18 protein-coding genes are annotated in these 20,270 nt (G+C 45.9%); 12 read left to right on the forward strand and 6 right to left on the reverse strand.

Annotated elements, in window-relative coordinates:
- The first annotated feature begins 30 nt into the window (after positions 1–30).
- Positions 31–3,918 (forward strand): HEAT repeat domain-containing protein, encoded by a 3,888-nt coding sequence (locus JGK11_RS11205; protein WP_293211674.1) that lies wholly within the window; start codon positions 31–33, stop codon positions 3,916–3,918.
- Here the strand turns inward: JGK11_RS11205 and JGK11_RS11210 are convergent.
- Positions 3,907–4,287: a hypothetical protein gene (locus JGK11_RS11210; protein WP_293211677.1), complete on the reverse strand. Its 381-nt coding sequence runs from the start codon at positions 4,285–4,287 to the stop codon at positions 3,907–3,909. The genes JGK11_RS11205 and JGK11_RS11210 overlap by 12 nt on opposite strands.
- A gap of 237 nt (positions 4,288–4,524) precedes the next feature.
- On the opposite strand from JGK11_RS11210, the gene JGK11_RS11215 reads away from it, so the two are divergent.
- Positions 4,525–5,190: a Uma2 family endonuclease gene (locus tag JGK11_RS11215; protein WP_293211680.1), complete on the forward strand. Its 666-nt coding sequence runs from the start codon at positions 4,525–4,527 to the stop codon at positions 5,188–5,190.
- Between the two features lie 218 nt (positions 5,191–5,408).
- Positions 5,409–6,173, forward strand: a complete 765-nt coding sequence (locus JGK11_RS11220) for an ABC transporter ATP-binding protein (RefSeq protein ID WP_293211681.1) — start codon at positions 5,409–5,411, stop codon at positions 6,171–6,173.
- A gap of 327 nt (positions 6,174–6,500) precedes the next feature.
- Here the strand turns inward: JGK11_RS11220 and JGK11_RS11225 are convergent, their stop codons facing one another.
- The 4 genes from JGK11_RS11225 to JGK11_RS11240 form a co-directional block, all read right to left on the reverse strand.
- Positions 6,501–6,881, reverse strand: coding sequence for a hypothetical protein (locus JGK11_RS11225; protein WP_293177170.1), 381 nt, complete (start codon positions 6,879–6,881; stop codon positions 6,501–6,503).
- Positions 6,882–7,109: 228 nt separating this feature from the next.
- Positions 7,110–7,838 (reverse strand): lysophospholipid acyltransferase family protein, encoded by a 729-nt coding sequence (locus JGK11_RS11230; RefSeq protein ID WP_293177172.1) that lies wholly within the window; start codon positions 7,836–7,838, stop codon positions 7,110–7,112.
- A gap of 37 nt (positions 7,839–7,875) precedes the next feature.
- Positions 7,876–9,102 (reverse strand): RNA-guided endonuclease TnpB family protein, encoded by a 1,227-nt coding sequence (locus tag JGK11_RS11235; RefSeq protein WP_293177174.1) that lies wholly within the window; start codon positions 9,100–9,102, stop codon positions 7,876–7,878.
- A gap of 589 nt (positions 9,103–9,691) precedes the next feature.
- The gene (locus tag JGK11_RS11240) at positions 9,692–10,129 is read right to left on the reverse strand and encodes a nucleoside deaminase (RefSeq protein WP_293177342.1); all 438 of its coding nucleotides are present in this window, start codon (positions 10,127–10,129) and stop codon (positions 9,692–9,694) included.
- A 248-nt stretch (positions 10,130–10,377) separates the two neighbouring features.
- Between JGK11_RS11240 and JGK11_RS11245 the strand changes: the two genes are divergently transcribed.
- Positions 10,378–10,974 carry a TerB family tellurite resistance protein gene (locus JGK11_RS11245; RefSeq protein WP_293177176.1) on the forward strand — a complete coding sequence of 199 codons (597 nt, stop codon included), beginning with the start codon at positions 10,378–10,380 and terminating at the stop codon, positions 10,972–10,974.
- 544 nt (positions 10,975–11,518) lie between these two features.
- Positions 11,519–12,352 carry a 1,4-dihydroxy-2-naphthoyl-CoA synthase gene (gene menB / locus JGK11_RS11250; protein WP_293177178.1) on the forward strand — a complete coding sequence of 278 codons (834 nt, stop codon included), beginning with the start codon at positions 11,519–11,521 and terminating at the stop codon, positions 12,350–12,352.
- A 230-nt stretch (positions 12,353–12,582) separates the two neighbouring features.
- Here menB and JGK11_RS11255 read toward each other — a convergent pair whose 3' ends face one another.
- Positions 12,583–12,897 (reverse strand): hypothetical protein, encoded by a 315-nt coding sequence (locus tag JGK11_RS11255; RefSeq protein ID WP_293177182.1) that lies wholly within the window; start codon positions 12,895–12,897, stop codon positions 12,583–12,585.
- Positions 12,898–13,903: 1,006 nt separating this feature from the next.
- Between JGK11_RS11255 and JGK11_RS11260 the strand changes: the two genes are divergently transcribed.
- The 7 genes from JGK11_RS11260 to JGK11_RS11290 form a co-directional block, all read left to right on the forward strand.
- Positions 13,904–15,130 (forward strand): SPOR domain-containing protein, encoded by a 1,227-nt coding sequence (locus JGK11_RS11260; protein ID WP_293211683.1) that lies wholly within the window; start codon positions 13,904–13,906, stop codon positions 15,128–15,130.
- 510 nt (positions 15,131–15,640) lie between these two features.
- Positions 15,641–16,345, forward strand: a complete 705-nt coding sequence (locus tag JGK11_RS11265) for a PspA/IM30 family protein (RefSeq protein WP_293190549.1) — start codon at positions 15,641–15,643, stop codon at positions 16,343–16,345.
- Between the two features lie 291 nt (positions 16,346–16,636).
- On the forward strand, positions 16,637–17,425 hold the full coding sequence (locus JGK11_RS11270) for a PspA/IM30 family protein (protein ID WP_293177188.1): 789 nt from the start codon (positions 16,637–16,639) through the stop codon (positions 17,423–17,425).
- Between the two features lie 402 nt (positions 17,426–17,827).
- Positions 17,828–18,343, forward strand: a complete 516-nt coding sequence (locus tag JGK11_RS11275) for a hypothetical protein (protein ID WP_293177190.1) — start codon at positions 17,828–17,830, stop codon at positions 18,341–18,343.
- Positions 18,340–18,657, forward strand: a complete 318-nt coding sequence (locus JGK11_RS11280) for a POTRA domain-containing protein (protein WP_293177345.1) — start codon at positions 18,340–18,342, stop codon at positions 18,655–18,657. Before JGK11_RS11275 ends, JGK11_RS11280 begins: the two co-directional genes overlap by 4 nt.
- 2 nt (positions 18,658–18,659) lie before the next feature.
- Entirely contained in the window at positions 18,660–19,109 is a 450-nt protein-coding gene (locus JGK11_RS11285) for a ShlB/FhaC/HecB family hemolysin secretion/activation protein (protein WP_293190569.1), read from the forward strand.
- Between the two features lie 749 nt (positions 19,110–19,858).
- On the forward strand, positions 19,859–20,270 hold a 412-nt coding region (locus JGK11_RS11290; protein WP_293211685.1), incomplete at its 3' end, for a Uma2 family endonuclease.

Consider the following 20,270-nt stretch of genomic DNA (forward strand, 5'->3'; position numbering starts at 1 on the left):
TCTAAACTAAAGTCGATCGAGCAAAAAGCCATGATAGAAAGCGCGGGTTTGGTTTGGGTGTTAGTGTCACCTATTTTGACAGAATTGGGGAAAGCGGCTTTAGAGGACTACGTTAAAGATTTTTTCAAAGACTGCATTAAAGATGTTGAAGGACTTGCTAACAAGCCCTTCGCTCAAAAGGCTGTCGGCACTGCCATTAAAGACTTTATCATATTGTTCGAGCAGGAATTAAAACAATCTAGTTTAGACAAAAAACAGATCAAGCAATATCTGCAACCTTTAAAAGAATTTATCAAACAACCTCCGGTGCGCCAAGCTTTGGGAAGCGCATTTCAAGCAAATTGTCGAATTTTAGATACTCATATCTTAGCTCAGTCTTGGCAAAGTTTGACCTTACAGCATCCCGTGCGACGGCATTTACCCACTTTTACTAAAATTATACCTGCTCATCTGTTTAAGGAGCAACCAAATTCTTCACTTCCCGATGCGTTTAGTTGGGAACAAGTGGCAGACAAATATCTGAAAAGTGTTAGATTAATTATACATCAAAATACGGAATTACGAGCAATTCTCAACAGCCAGAATCTTGATAGCATAAATCAAGCTGTCAGAAACAATGCTCCGATTCCGCCTGAGTTTAAATTAGAAAAGTATCAAGAAGGACTGCGAGAACAATATGAATATTTGGATTTAGGTAATTTAGATACTAGGTCTGGAGAATACGAACGACAACTGACAGTTAAAGAAATATTTATTCCGCAAAACGCGCGATATTGTCAAGAATATTTGCCGAAAGATTATGAATTACCCAAGGAGTTTCAAAAGCGATTGCGGGAACAGGGAGACATTGCAGCAGAACTCAGTCAACAAGATTTGGAACGCTACCAAAAAGCTTACACTCAACAGCAAACTCGATCGGTTATCGAAGTAATTGATGATATCAATTACCGTTATATCGTAATTCTCGGCGATCCGGGTTCAGGCAAATCTACGCTGTTAAAATATCTGGCGCTTCAGTGGGCAAAATTGTCTCCAAATCAGTTATCATCTCAACCGATTCACTTACTGATTGAATTACGAAAGTACAACCGCAGCAAAGATGACAAAGAGTGCAATAATTTCCTAGAGTTTATGGAGTGCGGTTCTAGTTGGATCGGGCATTTAAACAAATCTATCCTGCACGAATGGCTGCAAGCTGGCCGCGCTGTCGTGATGTTTGACGGGTTAGACGAAGTGTTTGAGGTAGAAAAACGCAATCGGATTGTTGACCAAATTCATAGCTTCACTCAAACCTATCCAACCGTTAAAGTGATTGTCACTTCTCGGATTATTGGCTACCAGCAGCAACGACTAAAAAATGCTGAATTTCATCACTTCATGCTGCAAGATTTTGAACCGGAACAGATTAAACAGTTTATCCAAAAGTGGCACGATTTGACGTTTACAGACAGATTGAAAAAAACTGCAATTTTAGAACGATTGCAGAAAGCTATTTCGGAATCGAGGGCGATTCTAGAATTAGCTGGAAATCCGCTGTTGCTGACGATGATGGCAATTCTCAATCGCAATCAGGAGTTACCGCGATTTCGAGCTAAACTCTATGAAGAAGCTTCAAAAGTGCTGCTACATAAATGGGATTTTGAGGTCAAGGAAAAGTTAGGTCATAATAAAATAGATCCTTATTTAATCGATCAAGAAGTTAAACAAAATATCTGCGGGCGAATTGCCTACAAAATGCAGTCGAGTGGCAAAGGATTGGCCGGAAATATTATCAGTCGCGAGGATTTGCAACAGACGATAGCGGAATATTTGAGGGGATTGATGGGAAATGAGGCAACTGCTTGTGCTAAATTGATGGTAGAGCAACTGCGGGAGCGCAATTTTATTTTGTGTTTCTTGGGTGGATACAATGAGGATTACTTTGCTTTTGTCCATCGCACGTTTTTGGAATATTTTTGTGCTTCGGAGTATGTGCGGCAATTTGAGAAACAAAGAGACATTAATGTAGATGGCTTGATTCAAGTTTATCGGGAACACTGGCGAGATGAGTCTTGGCATGAAGTGTTACGTTTAATGGCGGGAATGCTAGATGCTAAATTTACAGGTGGTGACATCCTGGAATATCTGATTGGTGAAGATGGGGAATCGGACAAGTTTAGCAATCTGTTTTTGGCGGCGGAGTGCTTGGATGAAGTGAGGAATAGAAATACTATTGATGATATTTCTGGTCAGTTGCTAGTTTGTCTGAAAAAATTAACTCGATACAGTTATACCGTTAACACTGTTAACATCGTTATTGGTCAAAGCTTCGAGAGAGATCAAGCACACAATCAGTTAGTCCTAGAAATTCGCACTAAAGCAGTAGCAGCCGTTGCAGCAACTTGGAAAGATCACCCCGATACCTTACCTATCCTCAAACAACTTGCTCAATCTGATGATAATTTGGATGTGCGATATGCAGCAGTACAAGAAATAGCACGGGGGTGGAAAGATGACCCGGAAACCTTACCTTGGCTCAAAAAATGTGCTCGATCGGACGATAATTGGGATGTGCGAAGAGCAGCAGTACAAGAATTAGCATGGGGGTGGAAAGATGACCCAGAAATTTTACTGTGGCTCAAACAATGCGCTCAATCAGACGATAATTGGACTGTGCGAAGAGCAGCAGTACAAGAATTAGTGCAGGGGTGGAAAGATGACCCCGAAACCTTACCTATCCTCAAAGAACGCGCTCGATCGGACGATAATTGGGATGTGCGACAAGCAGCAGTACAAAAATTAGCACGGGGATGGAAAGATGACCCAGAAACCTTACCTATCCTCAAAGAACGCGCTCGATCGGACGATAATTGGGATGTGCAAAGAGTAGCAGTACAAGAATTAGCACGGGGGTGGAAAGATGACTCGGAAACCTTACCTATCCTCAAACAACTTGCTCAATCTGATGATAATTTGCGTGTGCGAAGAACAGCAGTGCAAGAATTAGCACGGGGTTGGAAAGATGACCTGGAAACCTTACCTATCCTCAAGCAACTTGCTCAATCTGATGATGATTCGGATGTGCGAAGTGTAGCAGTACAAGAATTAGCACGGGGTTGGAAAGATGACCCGGAAACCTTACCTATCCTCAAAGAAAGCGCTCGATCGAATTATTGGGCTGTGCGAAGTGTAGCAGTACAAGAATTAGTACGGGGTTGGAAAGGTGACCCGGAAACCTTACCTATCCTCAAGCAACTTGCTCAATCTGATGATAATTCGCGTGTGCGACAAGCAGCAGTACAAGAGTTAGTATGGGGGTGGAAAGATGACCCAGAAACCTTATATATCCTCAAAGAACGCGCTCGATCGGACGATAATTGGGATGTGCGACAAGCAGTAGTTAAAGAATTAGCACGGGGGTGGAAAGATGACCCCAAAACCTTACCTTGGCTCAAACAATGCGCTCAATCAGACGATAATTGGGATGTGCGACAAGCAGCAGTACAAGAATTAGCATGGGGGTGGAAAGATGACCCAGAAACCTTACCTTGGCTCAAACAACGTACTCAATCAGATGATAATTTTGCTGTGCGACAAGCAGCAGTACAAGAATTAGCACGTGGGTGGAAAGATGACCCAGAAACCTTACCTTGGCTCAAACAACGCGCTCAATCAGATGATAATTTTGCTGTGCGACAAGCAGCAGTACAAGAATTAGCACGTGGGTGGAAAGATGACCGGGAAACCTTACCTTGGCTCAAACAATGCGCTCAATCAGACGATAATTTGGCTGTGCGACAAGCAGCAGTTAAAGAATTAGTATTTGGATGGAAATATGAGCCTGGGATATTAGAACTTGTGCGCGATCGCGCCCAGAACGATCGCAACCAAATACTCCGCAAATTTGCCCAGAGGAAATTAGCAGAATTAGAGCGCTAATGAGCGATCGCCTTTATTAGCGGCCATTCCTCCCTCAACCTCAACCTCATCAACCTGTAAACTTTTATCCCGCCGCCAAAACTCATCCAGCAACTGAAAAAAATACTCAAATCCCTCTTTTTCGTCCACTGAATAAAGCATGATAATTTTGGCCCAAGAATTCACAGACAGTACCTGAAACCGTTTTTGTAACCAAGGCTGAAACTCCCCATAAAACTCAGTTTCCTGTTCAGTTGGCTCAATCCCAAATTCTCGCCTAGCTGTTTTATAGCCCGCCAAAAATACAAACAAATCGCTAACTGAAGCTTTCCCAATGTACATCCCCGGTCTAGCTTTAATCTTTTCTAGAATGTCAAATATTCCACTCATGCTTACCTCTAATTTTAGGGATTTGTCGTTGGGTGGGGGCGGGTTTATGAGATTGTGAATTTTAGGCAATTATTGTCGGTGAACCCGCCCCTACAAGACCTGGCATTATATTGTAACGGAATCGATCGGAGTTAACATGATTCCATTTTACACTCTGCTACAATACCAACAGCAAAAAGTACGATCGGTCTCAAAAATAGTATAATTAAACCTAGATAGTTCTCGGAGACAACCACTATGAAAGTCACGAACGAACAAATTATTTATCCATCCAGCGACGGCCAACCAATGGCAGATAGTACAACTCAATTTGATTTAATGGTCAAAATTCAAGAAGGTTGCGAGTCGTTGTTCAAAAACGATCCAAACGTATTTGTAGCAGCAGATTTACTGTGGTATCCGGTTGAAGGAAGAAATGACATCTTTCAAGCACCGGATACAATGGTAATCTTTGGGAGACCAAAAGGTGACAGACTTTCCTATCTACAATTTCGCGAAGATAATATTGCTCCCCAATTTGTGTTTGAGATTCGCTCTTACAAAGACACTCAAACAAAAATGGACGAGAAATTTTCATTTTACAATCGCTATGGAGTTGAGGAATATTACGTTTACGAGCTAGATGAAGATGAAAAAGATTTGAGCGGTTGGCAAAGAATGGAAGGAAATTTAGAAGTAATCGAGCAGATGCGGGGATGGGTAAGTCCGAGATTAGGAATCCGATTTGAGTTGGGCGAAGATGGGTTAGAAATTTATAAACCCGATGGACAAAAGTTTCTTTCCTATTTAGAATTGGTGGAACAGATAGAATTAAACCGTCAGCGTGCACAACAGGAATCTCAAAGAGCGGAACGTTTAGCAGCAAAACTGCGCGAATTGAACATCGATCCCGATCGCATTTAAGCCACAAATTGTTTAATTTAGCGCTTACTCACCAACACCAAAGAAACCGGGTTTTTATCGTTACAGCGCGCTGTAACGAATTATTTACGTCAAAAAACCCGGTTTTTGACTACCCGTGCGTAAGTCCCGCAACCGTCCAAACATCGCACTTCCACCCCCGAAAACCGCTCAGAAGTGTTAACTTAGTAGTAAGTTGTGTCGATCGCACATAAAAACAAATGCCCGAACTACAAACCCAGACCCAGCCAGACCTCGACCTGCAAGCCACCTCAAAACCCGTCATCGTCGGCCTGCAAGACATAACAAAAGTGTACGGCATCGGCGACTTAGAAGTGCGCGCCCTCAACGGCGTCAGCTTGACAGTAACGCAAGGAGAGTATTGCTCAATTATGGGCGCATCCGGTTCAGGCAAATCTACAGCTATGAATATTATCGGTTGTCTCGATCGACCTACGAGCGGCAGTTACTACCTAGACGGCGTAGATGTCGCCCAAATGCCCGAATCAGAATTAGCCGGAATTCGCAATTTAAAATTAGGTTTTGTCTTCCAACAATTTCATCTATTGGCTCAACTAACAGCATTAGAAAATGTCATGTTACCGATGGTTTATGCAGGCATTCCCTCATCAGAAAGACGCGAACGCGCAGAGGAAGCTTTAACCAAAGTTGGTCTAGAAAGTCGCATGAAAAACAAACCAAATCAACTATCAGGAGGACAGCAGCAGCGCGTAGCCATCGCCCGCGCAATTGTTAACCGTCCCGTGTTGTTGCTTGCAGATGAACCGACTGGTGCATTGGATACAAAAACTACTCAAGAAGTAATGGATATTTTTACAGAATTTAATGAAGCCGGCATGACTGTTGTGATGGTAACTCACGAACCGGAAGTTGCGCGACAAACTCGCCGGGTTGTCTGGTTCCGTGACGGTCAAGTTATTCATAATAATCTGAATCCGGCAGAACTTTCGCACGCGGTATTTTAAGTATTTTAAACTAAGATAATAGTTTTCTTCAACCTGCGGAGGCAGGTTTTGTTTGTCTCGACGCGGTTTCAACCGCCGTGTCTTATTCAAACCTGCGGAGGCAGGTTTTGTTTGTATAGACGCGGTTTCAACCGCCGTGTTTTCTTCAACCTGCGGAGGCAGGTTTTGTTTGTATAGACGCGGTTTCAACCGCCCGGTATTTTTGCGGTTTCAACCGCCGTGTCTTTTTACGGTTTCAACCGCCCGGTATTTTTGCGGTTTCAACCGCCGTGTCTTTTTACGGTTTCAATCGCCGTGTCTTTTTGCGGTTTCAATCGCCCCGTCTTTTTAATGAAAAGCGCTCGGAAAAGCTGCCCAAACTCGATCGACAAAATCTCTAAGTTGCCGAGAGGCGATCGTGCTATCCTTGCGATCGGAGTCCAGAGACTGCAACTGGGTTAACAGCGAAATCACCTCCGTATCCAGCGCCGCCCGAAACAAACTCAGTGGCCACAGCAAATCCGCACCATCCCGCAAATCTGATAAAGTGTATTCTTCCGGCCACCTTTGGGGGAAATCCTTCCCCGAAACCAATCCAACCAACATCAAAGGGCGCACCCAACAAATTTGACGTGCTTCAACCACTTGAATTACCTCTGAATGCAGGCACGCATCTCCACATTCCAAACTAACAATTTGACCAGGCTTAAAGTTCAAACCACAATCCATTAATGCTGACTCTTAATACAGACACAACCAAGCAAAATAAGTGCCGCAACTCTCAACAGCACCAAAAAATATTATATCACAATTAATTAATTCTTCCTTCTTCCTTCGGTCAACCATCAACTACCAACTGCCAACTACCAACTGCCAACTGCCAACTATCAACTGCCAACTATCAACTATCAACTGTCAACTGCCAACTGCCAACTGCCAACTGCCAACTGCCAACTGTCAACTGTCATCAAGAGTTTTAAGAGCCATTTCGAGTTGGGCCGTCAACAATTTTGCTTCTTTTTTACCACTACCACCATTAGCATAATCTGCCACAGAAATCGGAGAACCGATCGCAATTTTAACCCTCGAACGCCATCGAGGAATGCGCGGGCGATAGCGAATACTCATCGGTACAATCTTCACCCCCAAACCCGGTGTGTTCAACTCCGCTTGCATGGCCAAACGAGCCAATCCAGACTTCGCAGGGTGAACTTCACCATCTTGAAAAATTCCACCTTCGGGAAAAATTACCAACATTTGCTTGTCGAGGAGCAATTCCACCCCGTAACGGAGACTGCTAATTGCCGGATGCCGGATATCGACAGGAAAGCCTCCCAAATGTCTGATAAACCAACCTTGCACTCCTTTGACTTCATCAGCAGTTACCATGAACCGCAAATCGCGTCCAGTCACCTTCTGTCCCGTTGAATAGGGCATCATCAGCGCATCCCACCGGGAACGATGCGTCGGGGCTAAGATTACAGGCCCGTCTTTCGGCAAGTGTTCCTGTCCGGTTATCTCAATCTTGCCAAAATAAAACGGTAGGACAATATAGTGACCTAGCGGATAGAACAAGGAGGTTAACCAAGGAGAAACGCGAGAGGTATTAGATGCTACCTTGGCAGGCATTGGCTTCACTAGAGAGGATTTACTGAACTCAACGGCGATCGCGGCAGTATGATGCATGGCAATTACCCTGCTATATCGATATATAGAGTGTGAACTACCCGCCAGCAATCGGAGTACCGATATGCTGGGGGCTTCCCAATTCAATGGCAACAGCCTCGGCGACAGTGGATTTTTGCCCATACCGCTTTGGTCTTACATTGCCTCCAAGGGCAGTAACGCTGGTTCCCAACGTCAATATCCGTAAGCCCTCATTTCTGATATTGACTGCCGCATTAATGTCTCTATCGTGCCGCTTAGAGCAGTGGGGACAATTAAATTCACGAACAGACAGATCCATTTTCGGCAACAACAGTAAAGTCTCAGAACAAAGGTGCGATGACGGAAAAAATCGACCGACTTCTAGGTAGACTTTGCCCTCTGCCTCTGCTTTGTATTTGAGCATCGTACAGAACATTCCCCAGCCAGCATCACTGATGGATAAGGCAAGGTTATGATTCTTTACCATGTTCTTTACTGCCAGATTTTCTACGACAATGACTTGGTTTTTATCGACTATCTTACGGGATAGTTTATGCCGGAAATCTTCTCGAACTCTAGAGATTCTGGCGTGGACTTTGGCAACAGCCAATTTAGCCTTGCGCCGCTTGTTGGTAGTTTTGTCCCGTTTACGACATAACTTACGCTGTTTGCGCTTCAGGTTGCGCTCGTGTTTTCTCAGATGTCGAGGATTTTGGTATTTAGAGCCATCAGATGTAACAACAAAGTCAAGCAATCCGAGGTCGATACCAATGGCTTTGCCGTCTTTGTTTGTAGCGGGCTTGTCAATACCATCCTCCATCAGCAATGATGCGTAGTAACGACCATCAGGCATCTTAGACACCGTAACCGTCTTCAAACTACCCACTAATTCGCGATGAATTTTAGCTTTAACCACTCCAAGATTACCCGGAAATTTAATCTCGTCATTTCCCAAAACTTTAACGTTCTGTGGGAACTGAATCGATTGTTTTCCGTGACGTTTTTTGAAAGTTGGGTATGCTGCTCGACCATCAAAGAAGTTGATAAACGCTTGAGACAAATTCAAAACCGAAGACTGAAGGCATTGAGAATAACAATCTTTGAGCCATTCAAACTCAGTTTTCCAGACGGGAATCTGTTTCTTCATCGTGAAAGCAGAAATACCTTTCCCAGTCTCTTTGTAGGTTTGGGACATGGTAGCCAATGACTGATTCCATACCCAACGGACACAACCAAAAGCTTGCGCTAGATGGCTCTGTTGTTCAACGCTTGGATAGATTCTGACTTTGACTGCTTTTAACACGATATTATTTATCACAATCGGCATACCTATGATAATACAGGCACAAAGAAAAGGGTGAAGATTTGCTCATCTCCTCATCCACCCAACCGCCCGCCACCGAGCGACGAAGAGTCAGATTCCGGTGGGGTGAAATCGTCGCAAAGCTCGCCTTTCATCCATCGCGGGATAACGGTACTCCGTTTCGCGCGATGGATTCCCGTCTGTTCTAGCTAAAGATATGTTGCTTGGCAAATCTTTAGTCTTTCGATGGGGACACTTTTGCTATTGGCCTTTGCCTCCGCAAGCGATCGCACCCAAAACAGATAATCTGTAAGCAGGTAAAATACGATCCCAGCCGACAGCACTACCGCACAGCCGTCAAGGGATTTTAGATTTTAGACTTTAGATTTATGCCACAGATTAATCTGGGAATTGGAGCTTTGGTCTAAAATCTGGAGTGCACCGCGACGAGTGTCGGCAAGCAAGTATCCGTTTTTAGGCGGGGTCAACCGCCGAGAAAGCTCGATCGGGCAATTACCGATCTATTATTTCAGTTAAAGAGCCAAGTTAGACTAAACATCGGCTATGGGAGAGTAAAAAACTTTACCTGTTAAATTTGCCGGCGGGCTTCAAACCAAGCAAGCAACTGATCTCGACAAACAGACTCCATAATACCGCCGAGCACCTGTAAGCGGTGACACGAAGGCGCGCTATCTGGAAGATTAGCCACCGTCCGAATTGTGCCAGTTTTCGGGTCATCTGCTCCGTATACCAGCAAACCGATCCGAGCTTGTACGATCGCACCAGCGCACATCGGGCACGGCTCCAGCGTCACGTAAAGCGTGCATTGATTGAGATGCCAGTCTTGCAAAACCTTGCCCGCCGCCCGCAGCGCCAAGACTTCAGCATGAGCAGTCGGATCGCAGTCTCGCTCTCGCCGATTTTGCGCTTCGGCAATCAATTTGCCAGCACCGTCAACAATGACAGCACCCACTGGCACTTCGCCCGCATCACCGGCTGCTCGTGCCAGTTCCACAGCCCTACTCATCCAGTGTCGGTGAATAGCATAATTAGAATCACTACTACACAACGGCTCTGTTGGCAAATTCACGGTATACCTAAGTATCTGAAAACACTTAATATAATCTTATTTATCCACTTGCTGTGGAGAGAAGTAAGTGCGATCGCTAAGAAAACAAGTTTTTTACGGAATTCATGGCATACTTACCTAGCTGAAAACACTTAAGATCGAGAAATAAAGTTACACTACAGCCCCATCCAGAGTAATTTTGAATTATGGACACCACCCTGATTAGCACTGAAGTTGTTGAGCTGTTGTCCCGGATTAGCCGCCAAAAGCTCCGCGAACAAGATATCACTCCTTTGGTAGTGTTTGTGACTGCTCTGATTTCCATCCTGCGGGGAGTGATGATTATCGACAGGACGATCGCAGTTGAAGAAGAAGAACGGCTGCAAAAGACTCTCAAAGCCTTTGCCAGCGGCGATCCACATCGGATAGAACTAATTCAGCGCCTTGTCAAAGGAGTCTCCAAACAGCAGGTTTACTTCAACCCCACGGAACTGCTAACCCTGACAGCTTTCTTCTCAGAATCAGAAAAGCTGTTGCTCATCGGTTCCGGCTACGAAATGTCAGCGGTAGACGGACACATCGATTTGAGGGAGCAAATGTACTTACAGTCGATCGGCAATCGGCTCGGCCTCGACTCCAGACACATTGCAGTCGTAGACACTTTATTTACCAAAGAAGGAACCCTCAACCAAGAAGACTTTGCCGAAGTTAAAGCTTTACTAGCTCCCAGCGAATTTGAGTCCCGCGATCCGGTATTTGCCAAAGCAGCAAAGCACCTGCTGTCTCTGTTAACGCGCAAATAATGCAACGCAAATTATTTGCTGCGTCAAAATTTGAGACTGTTGGGATGGGAGACGGGAATTGCGCGCTCTTGTATTAAAAACCGGGTTGTTTAACCGGCAACAAGAGCGCTTCACAGTTGATTTGGGGAAGTCGGTTTGGGCCACGAGTCCCGCTTAATTTTTTTTCCCAAGAGTCGATCGACCTTCGTATCCCATTGAACCGAATCCGTCTAAAATCTAAGGAATGAGAATTAAATAACTTACAATTTTAATTATTGTGGGATGGGCGTCCCGCCCGTCCTTTATAGACGGGCGGGACGCCCATCCCACTTTTAAGAGTGTAAATTATTTAATTCGCGATCCTAAAAGCGAATTATTCCTGCATCGATCGCCCCAGCTCGCTCTCAAATCTCAACTTAACCCCGCATCAACGGGTACCTTGCCCCCGACGCTGTTGAGCGAGTGGATGCTCCCCCAAATTTAGACCAAAGTTCCTACTCCGGTGATTCATCTGCCGAGTAAATCTAAAATCTAAAATCTAAAATCTAAAATCGACTGATTGATTATGCAAATTGAATGGCAAACCGCCAAAACCTACGAAGACATTCTCTATCAAAAAAGTGGCGGTACCGCCAAAATTACCATCAATCGACCTCACAAACGGAACGCTTTCCGTCCCAAAACCGTGCAGGAATTGTGCGATGCCTTTACTGATGCCCGTGAAGACACAAAAATCGGCGTTGTCCTCTTCACCGGTGCGGGGCCTCATACAGACGGCAAATACGCCTTTTGTGCCGGCGGCGACCAAAGCGTGCGAGGTTCTGCGGGATATGTAGACGAAGGTGGCATACCCCGGTTGAACGTGCTCGACTTGCAGAAGTTGATTCGATCGATGCCCAAAGTTGTGATTGCTTTAGTTGCAGGATATGCGATCGGCGGCGGTCACGTTTTACACTTAATTTGCGACTTGACGATCGCTGCTGACAATGCTATTTTCGGGCAAACTGGCCCCAAAGTCGGCAGTTTCGACGGCGGTTTCGGGGCCAGCTATCTCGCCAGAGTTGTCGGCCAGAAAAAAGCCCGAGAAATTTGGTTTTTGTGCCGTCAGTACAGCGCCCAGCAAGCTCTAGAAATGGGTTTAGTCAACTGCGTCGTACCCGTCGAACAACTCGAACTTGAAGGGATGCAGTGGGCCCAGGAAATTCTGGAAAAAAGTCCGATCGCGATCCGCTGTTTAAAATCCGCTTTTAATGCCGACTGTGACGGTCAAGCCGGTCTCCAAGAACTGGCTGGAAATGCCACTTTGCTGTATTATATGACCCAGGAAGGCGCCGAAGGCAAACAAGCCTTTTTGGAAAAACGGGAACCCGATTTTAGTCAATATCCTTGGCTGCCGTAGCTCGATCGAGAAATAAGTTTTGGGATTCCCTCATTCAAGCTACAGATATTATTGATTGCTGTGAGTTGAATGACCCGAGTTTAGTCGATCGTCCAAAAGTATCAGTATGGATACCAATTGCCAAAAAGAATGAAACTGCTTTGCCAGATCCAAATCATAATAGATAATAGTTATCAGTGATTTCCCAATCGCCAATCGAAAATGATACAATCTGTCCTGTTGCCGACGGACTAAACCGAGACTGCTGCTGATTTTTCGGTTAATGTTGTGCCTGTTAACTGGCAGGCGTTGCGTTCAGAAACAGGAACAGCGGTCTCATGCGGAGTCGCAGTCTGTTCTTGCCACAGTTCAATTTCTGTGATGTTTTCCCAAGATCCCCCAAAAGGCGAAACTGCCAAAGAACAAGCTTTCCACTGACTTTGCACCGGCACGGTCAACAGAGCACAAATTCCTCCGCGTCTCCCCTCAGGGGTATAGTGGCGGCAGTGACGACAAGCAGAAATTAATGGGGTTTTCATAAAAGTGTTGGCGGAAATCAGTTTCATCTCTAATTCTCCTGTGTAGAGCTAGGAGGTTTTAGAGCATCCCAGCCCTTATCCTGTCTGGGTTATAGCGATCCCCGAAGCATAATAAACCTTAATGATTTATTTATAATCTTGTTATATATAGAAACAATCACCTCAGTCCTTCCTCATTTTGTAGCGAAAAAGACAGGTTAAAAGTTTATAAAGGGTCAGGGATCAAGCAAAAGGACAAATACGGAACGACTATGAGATCTTCTAAATAAACGGTTGCTCCGATGCCAAAATCTGCTGAGAGTCGGGTAAGCAGCCTCCGGGACACAGTAAGAATTAAGGTTTCAGTTGACAGTTGACCAGGGACAGTTGACAATTAACAGCGACCTCTACCTGGAAGGAAGAGGATTAGAGTAATGAATCGTCTTCTTTTAATTTATCAAGGGCGATCGGGCTTGGGGCTTTAAAACAATTCTTTATGGTCAAACGAAAATGAAAACAGAGCAAATGGCGATCGACACTTCGGGCCCAAAGGCAGCAGTTGCCTTGACACCAAAAGCAGCTAATCCTAGAATAAGCAAGTTTTAAAGCTTCTTGTTGATAAAAAAAGTTCGGCAAGCGGAAAACGAGCGAGTCTTTAGACCTTCCATGAAAGCGGCACGGGCGGTTCAAACCGCCGTGAATCTTTCTTGATTTTTAAAATTTTTAGCAGTGTAAAAAGGGCTTTTGCCGTTACACTCTATTGTTGGGATGAATACACAGGTGTAAACCTGGGAAGCAAATGCCTACCATATATTCAAGGTACGCGGGGACTCCACGGAACCAAGGGCTAAGCCCCTTAAACGCTTGAGGAGCTTGCTGAAAGGCAAGGATAGCAGCCCACCATTTTTTGGCAAGAGGATTGCGCCCAAGAACCCTAGTAATAGGGATATTAAGAACGAAATTTCTTAAGAATCTCAGTCGCCAAGAGCGCTGAGAGTGTCAACTTTAGAATCAAAACATTAAAATCAATTCAGAGGCGGTAGGAGTTTTGCTAATGAGTAAGCGTTCTTCAGTGGAATCCCCAAGTCAATCCTCATCAACCCCAATCAAACCTGCTTTGCAAGCAGTCCTCGGGTGTTTGGATGTCAACCTAGAAGCAGAACTGACAACATACAGAAGACACAGGCGGCGCGCCGAACAGTGGGTGTCGCCATCAGTTCGCAGCGGCCAGCCAACAGCCACAACCGAGCCACAAAAAAGCCAAAACCTACCGCAGGGTGCGGAGGAAGCCCAGCAACCGCTGTCGCTGCCCCTATCCCTTGGCGGCGTCCAGGGCGATTCCCCGCTAGCAACTACCGTGGGTGGGACAAAAATATCTAGCAATACCTTTGCACCCAACAATTATCTCGAATCCAGCGAAAAACTGATCGAAAGTTTGGACGAAGCAAAAGCTGAGCCTGCCCAAGAACGCAGTTTGGCCGCGAGTCTGTTAACTCCCTTGGGACTGAGTTCGATGTTGCTGTTTCTGTTGTCGTGCACAGCTTTGGGTTATGCAGTGATGCACCCGTCAAGTCTGGTTAAAATGGCAGGCCTGAACCGTTTTCTCGATCGCACAACCCCCTCTACTAACGAAAGTCCGGCAGCTACAACCATAGATAGCAGTAGCAGCAGCAAGGAACTGCCGAAAGCTCCAAATCTGGCATCCAAAGAATTTGTCGAGCTAGATTTGAACACTCTCAGCAACGTCAATCCCACAACCAGCCCCATTGCTTCCCCGTCGCCCAAAGCATCAATCCCCCCCAATCCGCCAGCACCTCCTGCCCCCATCGGCGCTGTCCCAATTCCGACAGAAGACGGCAACCCGGCCAGAGGTAGGGAACAAGGACTCAACAATATTAGTACCGCTTTGCTTCCCAGTCCCAGCCCCAGCGCCACCCAGACAGTCCCGACACTGCCGACACTGCCTCCCACACCCTCCCCAGCCCAGCCAGCCGCCGCATCCCCTGCCACAGCAGCCCCGACAGCCACAGCAGCCCCGGCCGCAGCAGCCCCGCTAGGAAGACCGACACGGGCTAGCGACGGCTTTTACTACGTTGTCACCGATTACACCAATGAAAAAGCGCTGCAACAAGCCAGAACCGCAGTTCCCGATGCCTACGTGCGGAACTTCTCAAAGGGTGTCAAAATTCAAATGGGGGCTTTGAACGATGCTGCCTCAGCAGAACGTTTGGCAAAGGAACTCCAAGCCAAAGGGATGAAGCCGCAATACTATCAGCCGTAAACTCGTTCAACAGTTGACAGTTGACCGCTTGACAGTTTGACAGTTTGAGAGCGACTTCTACCCTTAAGTCCGAGGATTGGAGTAATGAATAGTCTGATTTTAATTTCTCCCGAGCAGGCGGGCGGGCTTTCAACCAATTATTTCTGGTAAAGGTTCAAAAACTTTAACTAAATTGTTAGACAAAGCTAGACAATGATGAATGTTTTGTCTAACACAAAATTGGTTTTTTAAGTCAGACAAGTTCCCACACAGAATGCAAATGTAGACGCCCGATCCAAACCTTACGCTGACCAGTCAATCGATTTGAGATTTTAAATTTTAGATTTTAGATTTGCTGACAGCGCAGTGAATCTGGGAGATTGAACTCTTAGTCTAAAATTTGGGAATCGACCCTGACGCTCGCGTTGGGGGCTTGTACCTATTTTTGGGCTGGTCAATCGAAAATCGCAAATAATAATATTAATTTCCAGTCCTAAATCTAAAATTTAAGAAAATCGGGAGATAGGTAAAATGGGATTATTCGATCGCCTGTGGCGAGTGATTCGAGCCAATATTAACAGTTTGGTCGGAGCAGCCGAAGATCCAGAAAAAATTCTGGAACAAGCTGTAATGGATATGCAGGAAGATTTAATCCAGCTCAGACAAGCCGTAGCAGGAGCGATTGCCGCTCAAAAACGCACCGAACGCCAGTGTTCCCAAGCTGAGTCCACAGCCGCAGAATGGTACCAGCGGGCGCAGCTAGCTTTGCAAAAAGGCGAGGAAAATTTAGCGCGGGAAGCTCTGACGCGCAAGAAATCCTATCAAGAAACGGCAACGGCGATGAAAGCCAGTCTCGGACAGCAAAACGCTGTGGTTACTCAACTTAAAGAAAATATGCGATCGCTCGAAAGTAAAATTTCTGAGGCAAAATCAAAAAAAGATATGTACATTGCCCGAGCTCGATCGGCCAAAGCGTCGGAAAGGCTGCAAGAAATGATGGGAAATCTCAGTACCGGCAGTGCTTTGAGCGCCTTTGAAAAAATGGAAGAGAAAGTTATGCAGCTAGAAGCTCGTTCCGAAGCCATCGCAGAACTTGGAACAAACGATTTAGAAAAGAAGTTTCTCTCTCTCGAAGCTGCCGGCGATGTCGATGCCGAGTTGGCGGCGATGAAAACACAAATGCTTCCGAGCAAGAATACACCAAAATTGCCGTCGGGCGAGCCACCCACATCCTAAACCCCACTCAACACAACAATAGTTGGGATAATTGGCCAAACTTCTCAACAGATGGCCCATCAGCGTATTGGGGAATTCCCGGATCGAAGTTAAACTCAATAGATAGGTGCATCAATTAGCTTGGCTGCACCACTGACTCGATCGCTTTAAACTGTATTTACTATGTTTGCAAAATTGCTTCATGCTCGATCGCACTAAAAATCTGACCAACTGAGTCTCACCATCGCGGGCTAACGCTATCAAGCCTGCTTTGGGCCTACTTCGTACACCTCACCCAGGAAAAATAGCATTATGGGATTATTTGACCGCATTAGCCGAGTCGTCAGAGCCAATCTTAACGATATGGTCAACAAAGCTGAAGACCCGGAAAAGATTTTAGAACAATCCGTTACGGATATGCAGGAAGACTTGGTGCAGTTGCGTCAGGCCGTTGCCAGCGCGATCGCCACTCAAAAACGCACCCAGACTCAGTACAATCAAGCTGAATCCCAGTCTAACCAGTGGCAGCAGCGCGCTCAACTCGCCCTGCAAAAAGGAGACGAGACTTTAGCCCGCGAAGCTCTAGTACGCAAAAAGTCTCACGCTGAAACGGCTGCTACGCTGAAAGCGAGTCTGGAACAGCAATCGGGTCAAGTGGAAAGCCTCAAACGCAACTTGATCGGTTTGGAGAGCAAGATTTCCGAAGCCAAGACTAAGAAGGATATGCTCAAGGCGAGGATTTCTGCTGCTAAGGCTCAGGAACAGCTCAACAATACCATTGGCACCTTGAATACTGGCAGTTCAATGGCAGCTTTCGAGCGCATGGAAGAAAAAGTTTTGCAGATAGAAGCCCGCGCGGGAGCTTCCGCAGAGCTGGCGGCTGGCGGGAGCAATTTAGAGGAACAGTTCCGCTTGCTTGAAAGTGGTGGCGATGTTGACGACGAGTTAGCTCAGATGAAGGCTCAACTGAGCGGAGGTTCTGTGTCTCAAGGTCAATTGCCGGCTGCGGGTAAAACTGCTGCGGCTCCTAGTAGCTCGGAGTCGAGTCCGGTGATTGACGCGGAGTTGGAAGAATTGCGATCGCAGCTCAATAAAATGTAGTAATTTCTATCAAAATTCACCGATTTCTCAGATAACCCCGCCCAACAATGGGTACCAGCCCCCGACCCTCGTTTAGGGTCGAGTTCAAAATTTTAGACTAAGGTTCAAGCTCCCAAATTGCATGAGAGAGTAAATCTAAAATCTAAAATCTAAAATCCAAAATCTAAAATCGACTGATAACTTTGATAGAACGCTCCGCCTACCTACAGCGCTAGCTTGGGTAAGTCGGAGCTTTTTTCTGGATTTTTTAGCAAATCACAAAAAATATTTTTTGTCAAGTATATTTATGTTGAATTTAATGACTTAAGTCTTAAACAAAAGTGATAAAGTTACTTTAATCTTTGTAATTGCGCCAGGAACCCCTGCTCGTAAGTGTAAATAACTATCAATTATTATTAATCAATGATGCCCCTGCCACATTCCAGAGGGTTTTGTAAAATCAAGTTTTTTAGCGCAATAGCACTTGGTTGTTCAATTACAGCTATTTGCTTCGCATCGTCAGCAGCTCAAAGTGTTGGCGATCCGATCGTTGCTGGTGAATCAGGCGGGCGATCGCCTTTTGTTAATAACAATTTACAGTCTCAATTAAAACTTAATCCAGAAACAGCAGACGATCGCGATCGACTTTCTGGCGATTTATACTCAGGCTCAGAATTAGATAGATACAGTAAAGAGCCAGAAACCGACATCCCGGAATTTGCAGCAGCAGCGCCAAGTCAGGAACCTGAAACTCTCGCCCAATTGCCCAACCGAGGAGACAACCGACAAGAAATTCCCATTCCCAATCCTGTACTGCCAAATCCGGCTCCCCTCCCAGAACCCGCGCCAAGAAAGCCCCTACCTCCGATAGAACAGCTTTTGCCACCCGTCCCCGTACCGAGACGGACTGAAGAATTGCCGAATATTCCGGTACAATAACGGTCGATCGATGTGAAGTAGTTGGCAGTACCGTCTTTAGCAAACAAGAATTAGATGCTGCACTCAAAAACTTTGTAGGCCGCCCGCTGACTTTCGCCGAACTGCTGGAAGCTCGTTCTGTGGTGAGCCAACTCTACATCAGCAAAGGTTTTATCACTTCGGGTGCACTGCTGGAAGCTCGTTCTGTGGTGAGCCAACTCTACATCAGCAAAGGTTTTATCACTTCGGATGCCCTGATTCCCCCACAAACCCTTGCGGTTTTCCACTGTCGCCCGGGGCGGATGCTCGCGGTAGAACTCGGGTTTCGGCGCTGAGACTGTTTCAGGATTTTACTCAGCGGGGAGAGAGGGATGTCTTGGCGGCGCGATCGCAGTTCAATCTGGGAGTCTCAGCATTTGGCGCTACCGCGAGCAACAGGGAGCCTGACGGTCAATTTTTGACGTGGCGCGGTCAATTGCAGTACGTGCGGTTGTTGGCTCCCCAGACGCTGCTGGTTGTGCGCTCCCAGGCGCAGTTGGCAATCGCTGAGCTTTTGCCGATCGAACAATTTGGTTTGGGCGGCCCGGATACAGTGCGGGGCTACCGTCAGGATGCAATGCTTGCGGATAGCGGACTTTTTGCTTCCGCCGAGTTGCGGTATCCGATTTTGCGTACCGGGGACAAAAAAGGTCTTTTGCAGGTGACGCCGTTTGTGGATGCTGGCAATGTTTGGAATAGCGGGGGAAGGGTGGCTCTGGAAGCAAATACTCTGCTATCAGCGGGATAGGGCTTGCGGTGGCAGTACGGCGAGAGGTAGAATTCTCGGTTCGGCTGGGGCATTCCTTTGATTGGCATCAAATCGGGCGAGAGGAGTTGGCAAGAGCGCGGGCTGTATTTTTTCGTAGAATTCAAACCTTTTTAGGAAAATAGCCGTTCTGCCCTTAGCGGAACTGAGTAATTTGGCTATATAGTAATAAGTATCATTTGGCACTCATCTTGAGGTGCCAAGAGTGCATTTTACTGAAAATTTTTACATTAAACTATGTCTAAGGTGCGGTTACTGGTTTTAAGTTCTTTTGCTTCCGGTTTTGGTTTTTGCTCAATCATTTTGGCGATGTTTACGATGATTTACGGGCTGTCGTTTACGTCTTTTTTTGTGTTTGTTTTAACCTTGGTATTCTTTGGAATCAATATGGTGTTTGCTTTGCATTATTACACATCAATCACTAAGCAGTTGAATGTGAAAAGTAAAAGGAAAGCTAGAATTTAGCGGTTGTGAAGCAGCAGCGGATAAAGGCATGGAGAGCGGGAGCATCTCAGTTTTTGATTTGTATTGCTGTCGGGAAATCGCGAGTTTTATATAGATCGCGAGCTTGGACAGCACTAGAAAAAAAGCTTTTTACCAAAATGAGATGCTCCCTGGAGAGTTCTTGATATAATTTGAATGGAATCAGAAAAACGCCTCTAGGTTAGGACAATTATCTAGCTGCTGTAAATCATAATTATTGTAGGTCTAATTATTTAGGAGGTGCGATCGTGGTCATTGCTCAAACCAACCCGCCAAACCTTGCTTCAGATGCAACAAAGACTAGCTTCACTCCTGATGAATACCGGGCCATGGAGGAAACCGCCGAAGAACGTCACGAATATTGTAACGGAGAGATTATTGCTATGCCCGGAGGTTCAGAAGTCCACAGCGCGATCGCCTGTAACTTGTTAATTCACTTGGGATTTTTGCTCAGAGACACCGATTTTCGCTTGTATAACAGCGATTTGCGGGTTTGGATTCCCGAATATAACTGCGGAACCTACACTGATTTGATGGTTGTCAATGGGGAACCGGAATTCCATGGATCTCGCACGGATGAAATTCTCAATCCTTTACTGATTGTCGAGGTTCTTTCGCCCTCTACCGAAGCCTACGATCGAGGTGAAAAGTTCCGAAAAT

The organism is Microcoleus sp. PH2017_34_RAT_O_A (genome assembly GCF_020737885.1).
In the GTDB taxonomy this organism is placed as follows: Bacteria; Cyanobacteriota; Cyanobacteriia; order Cyanobacteriales; family Microcoleaceae; genus Microcoleus.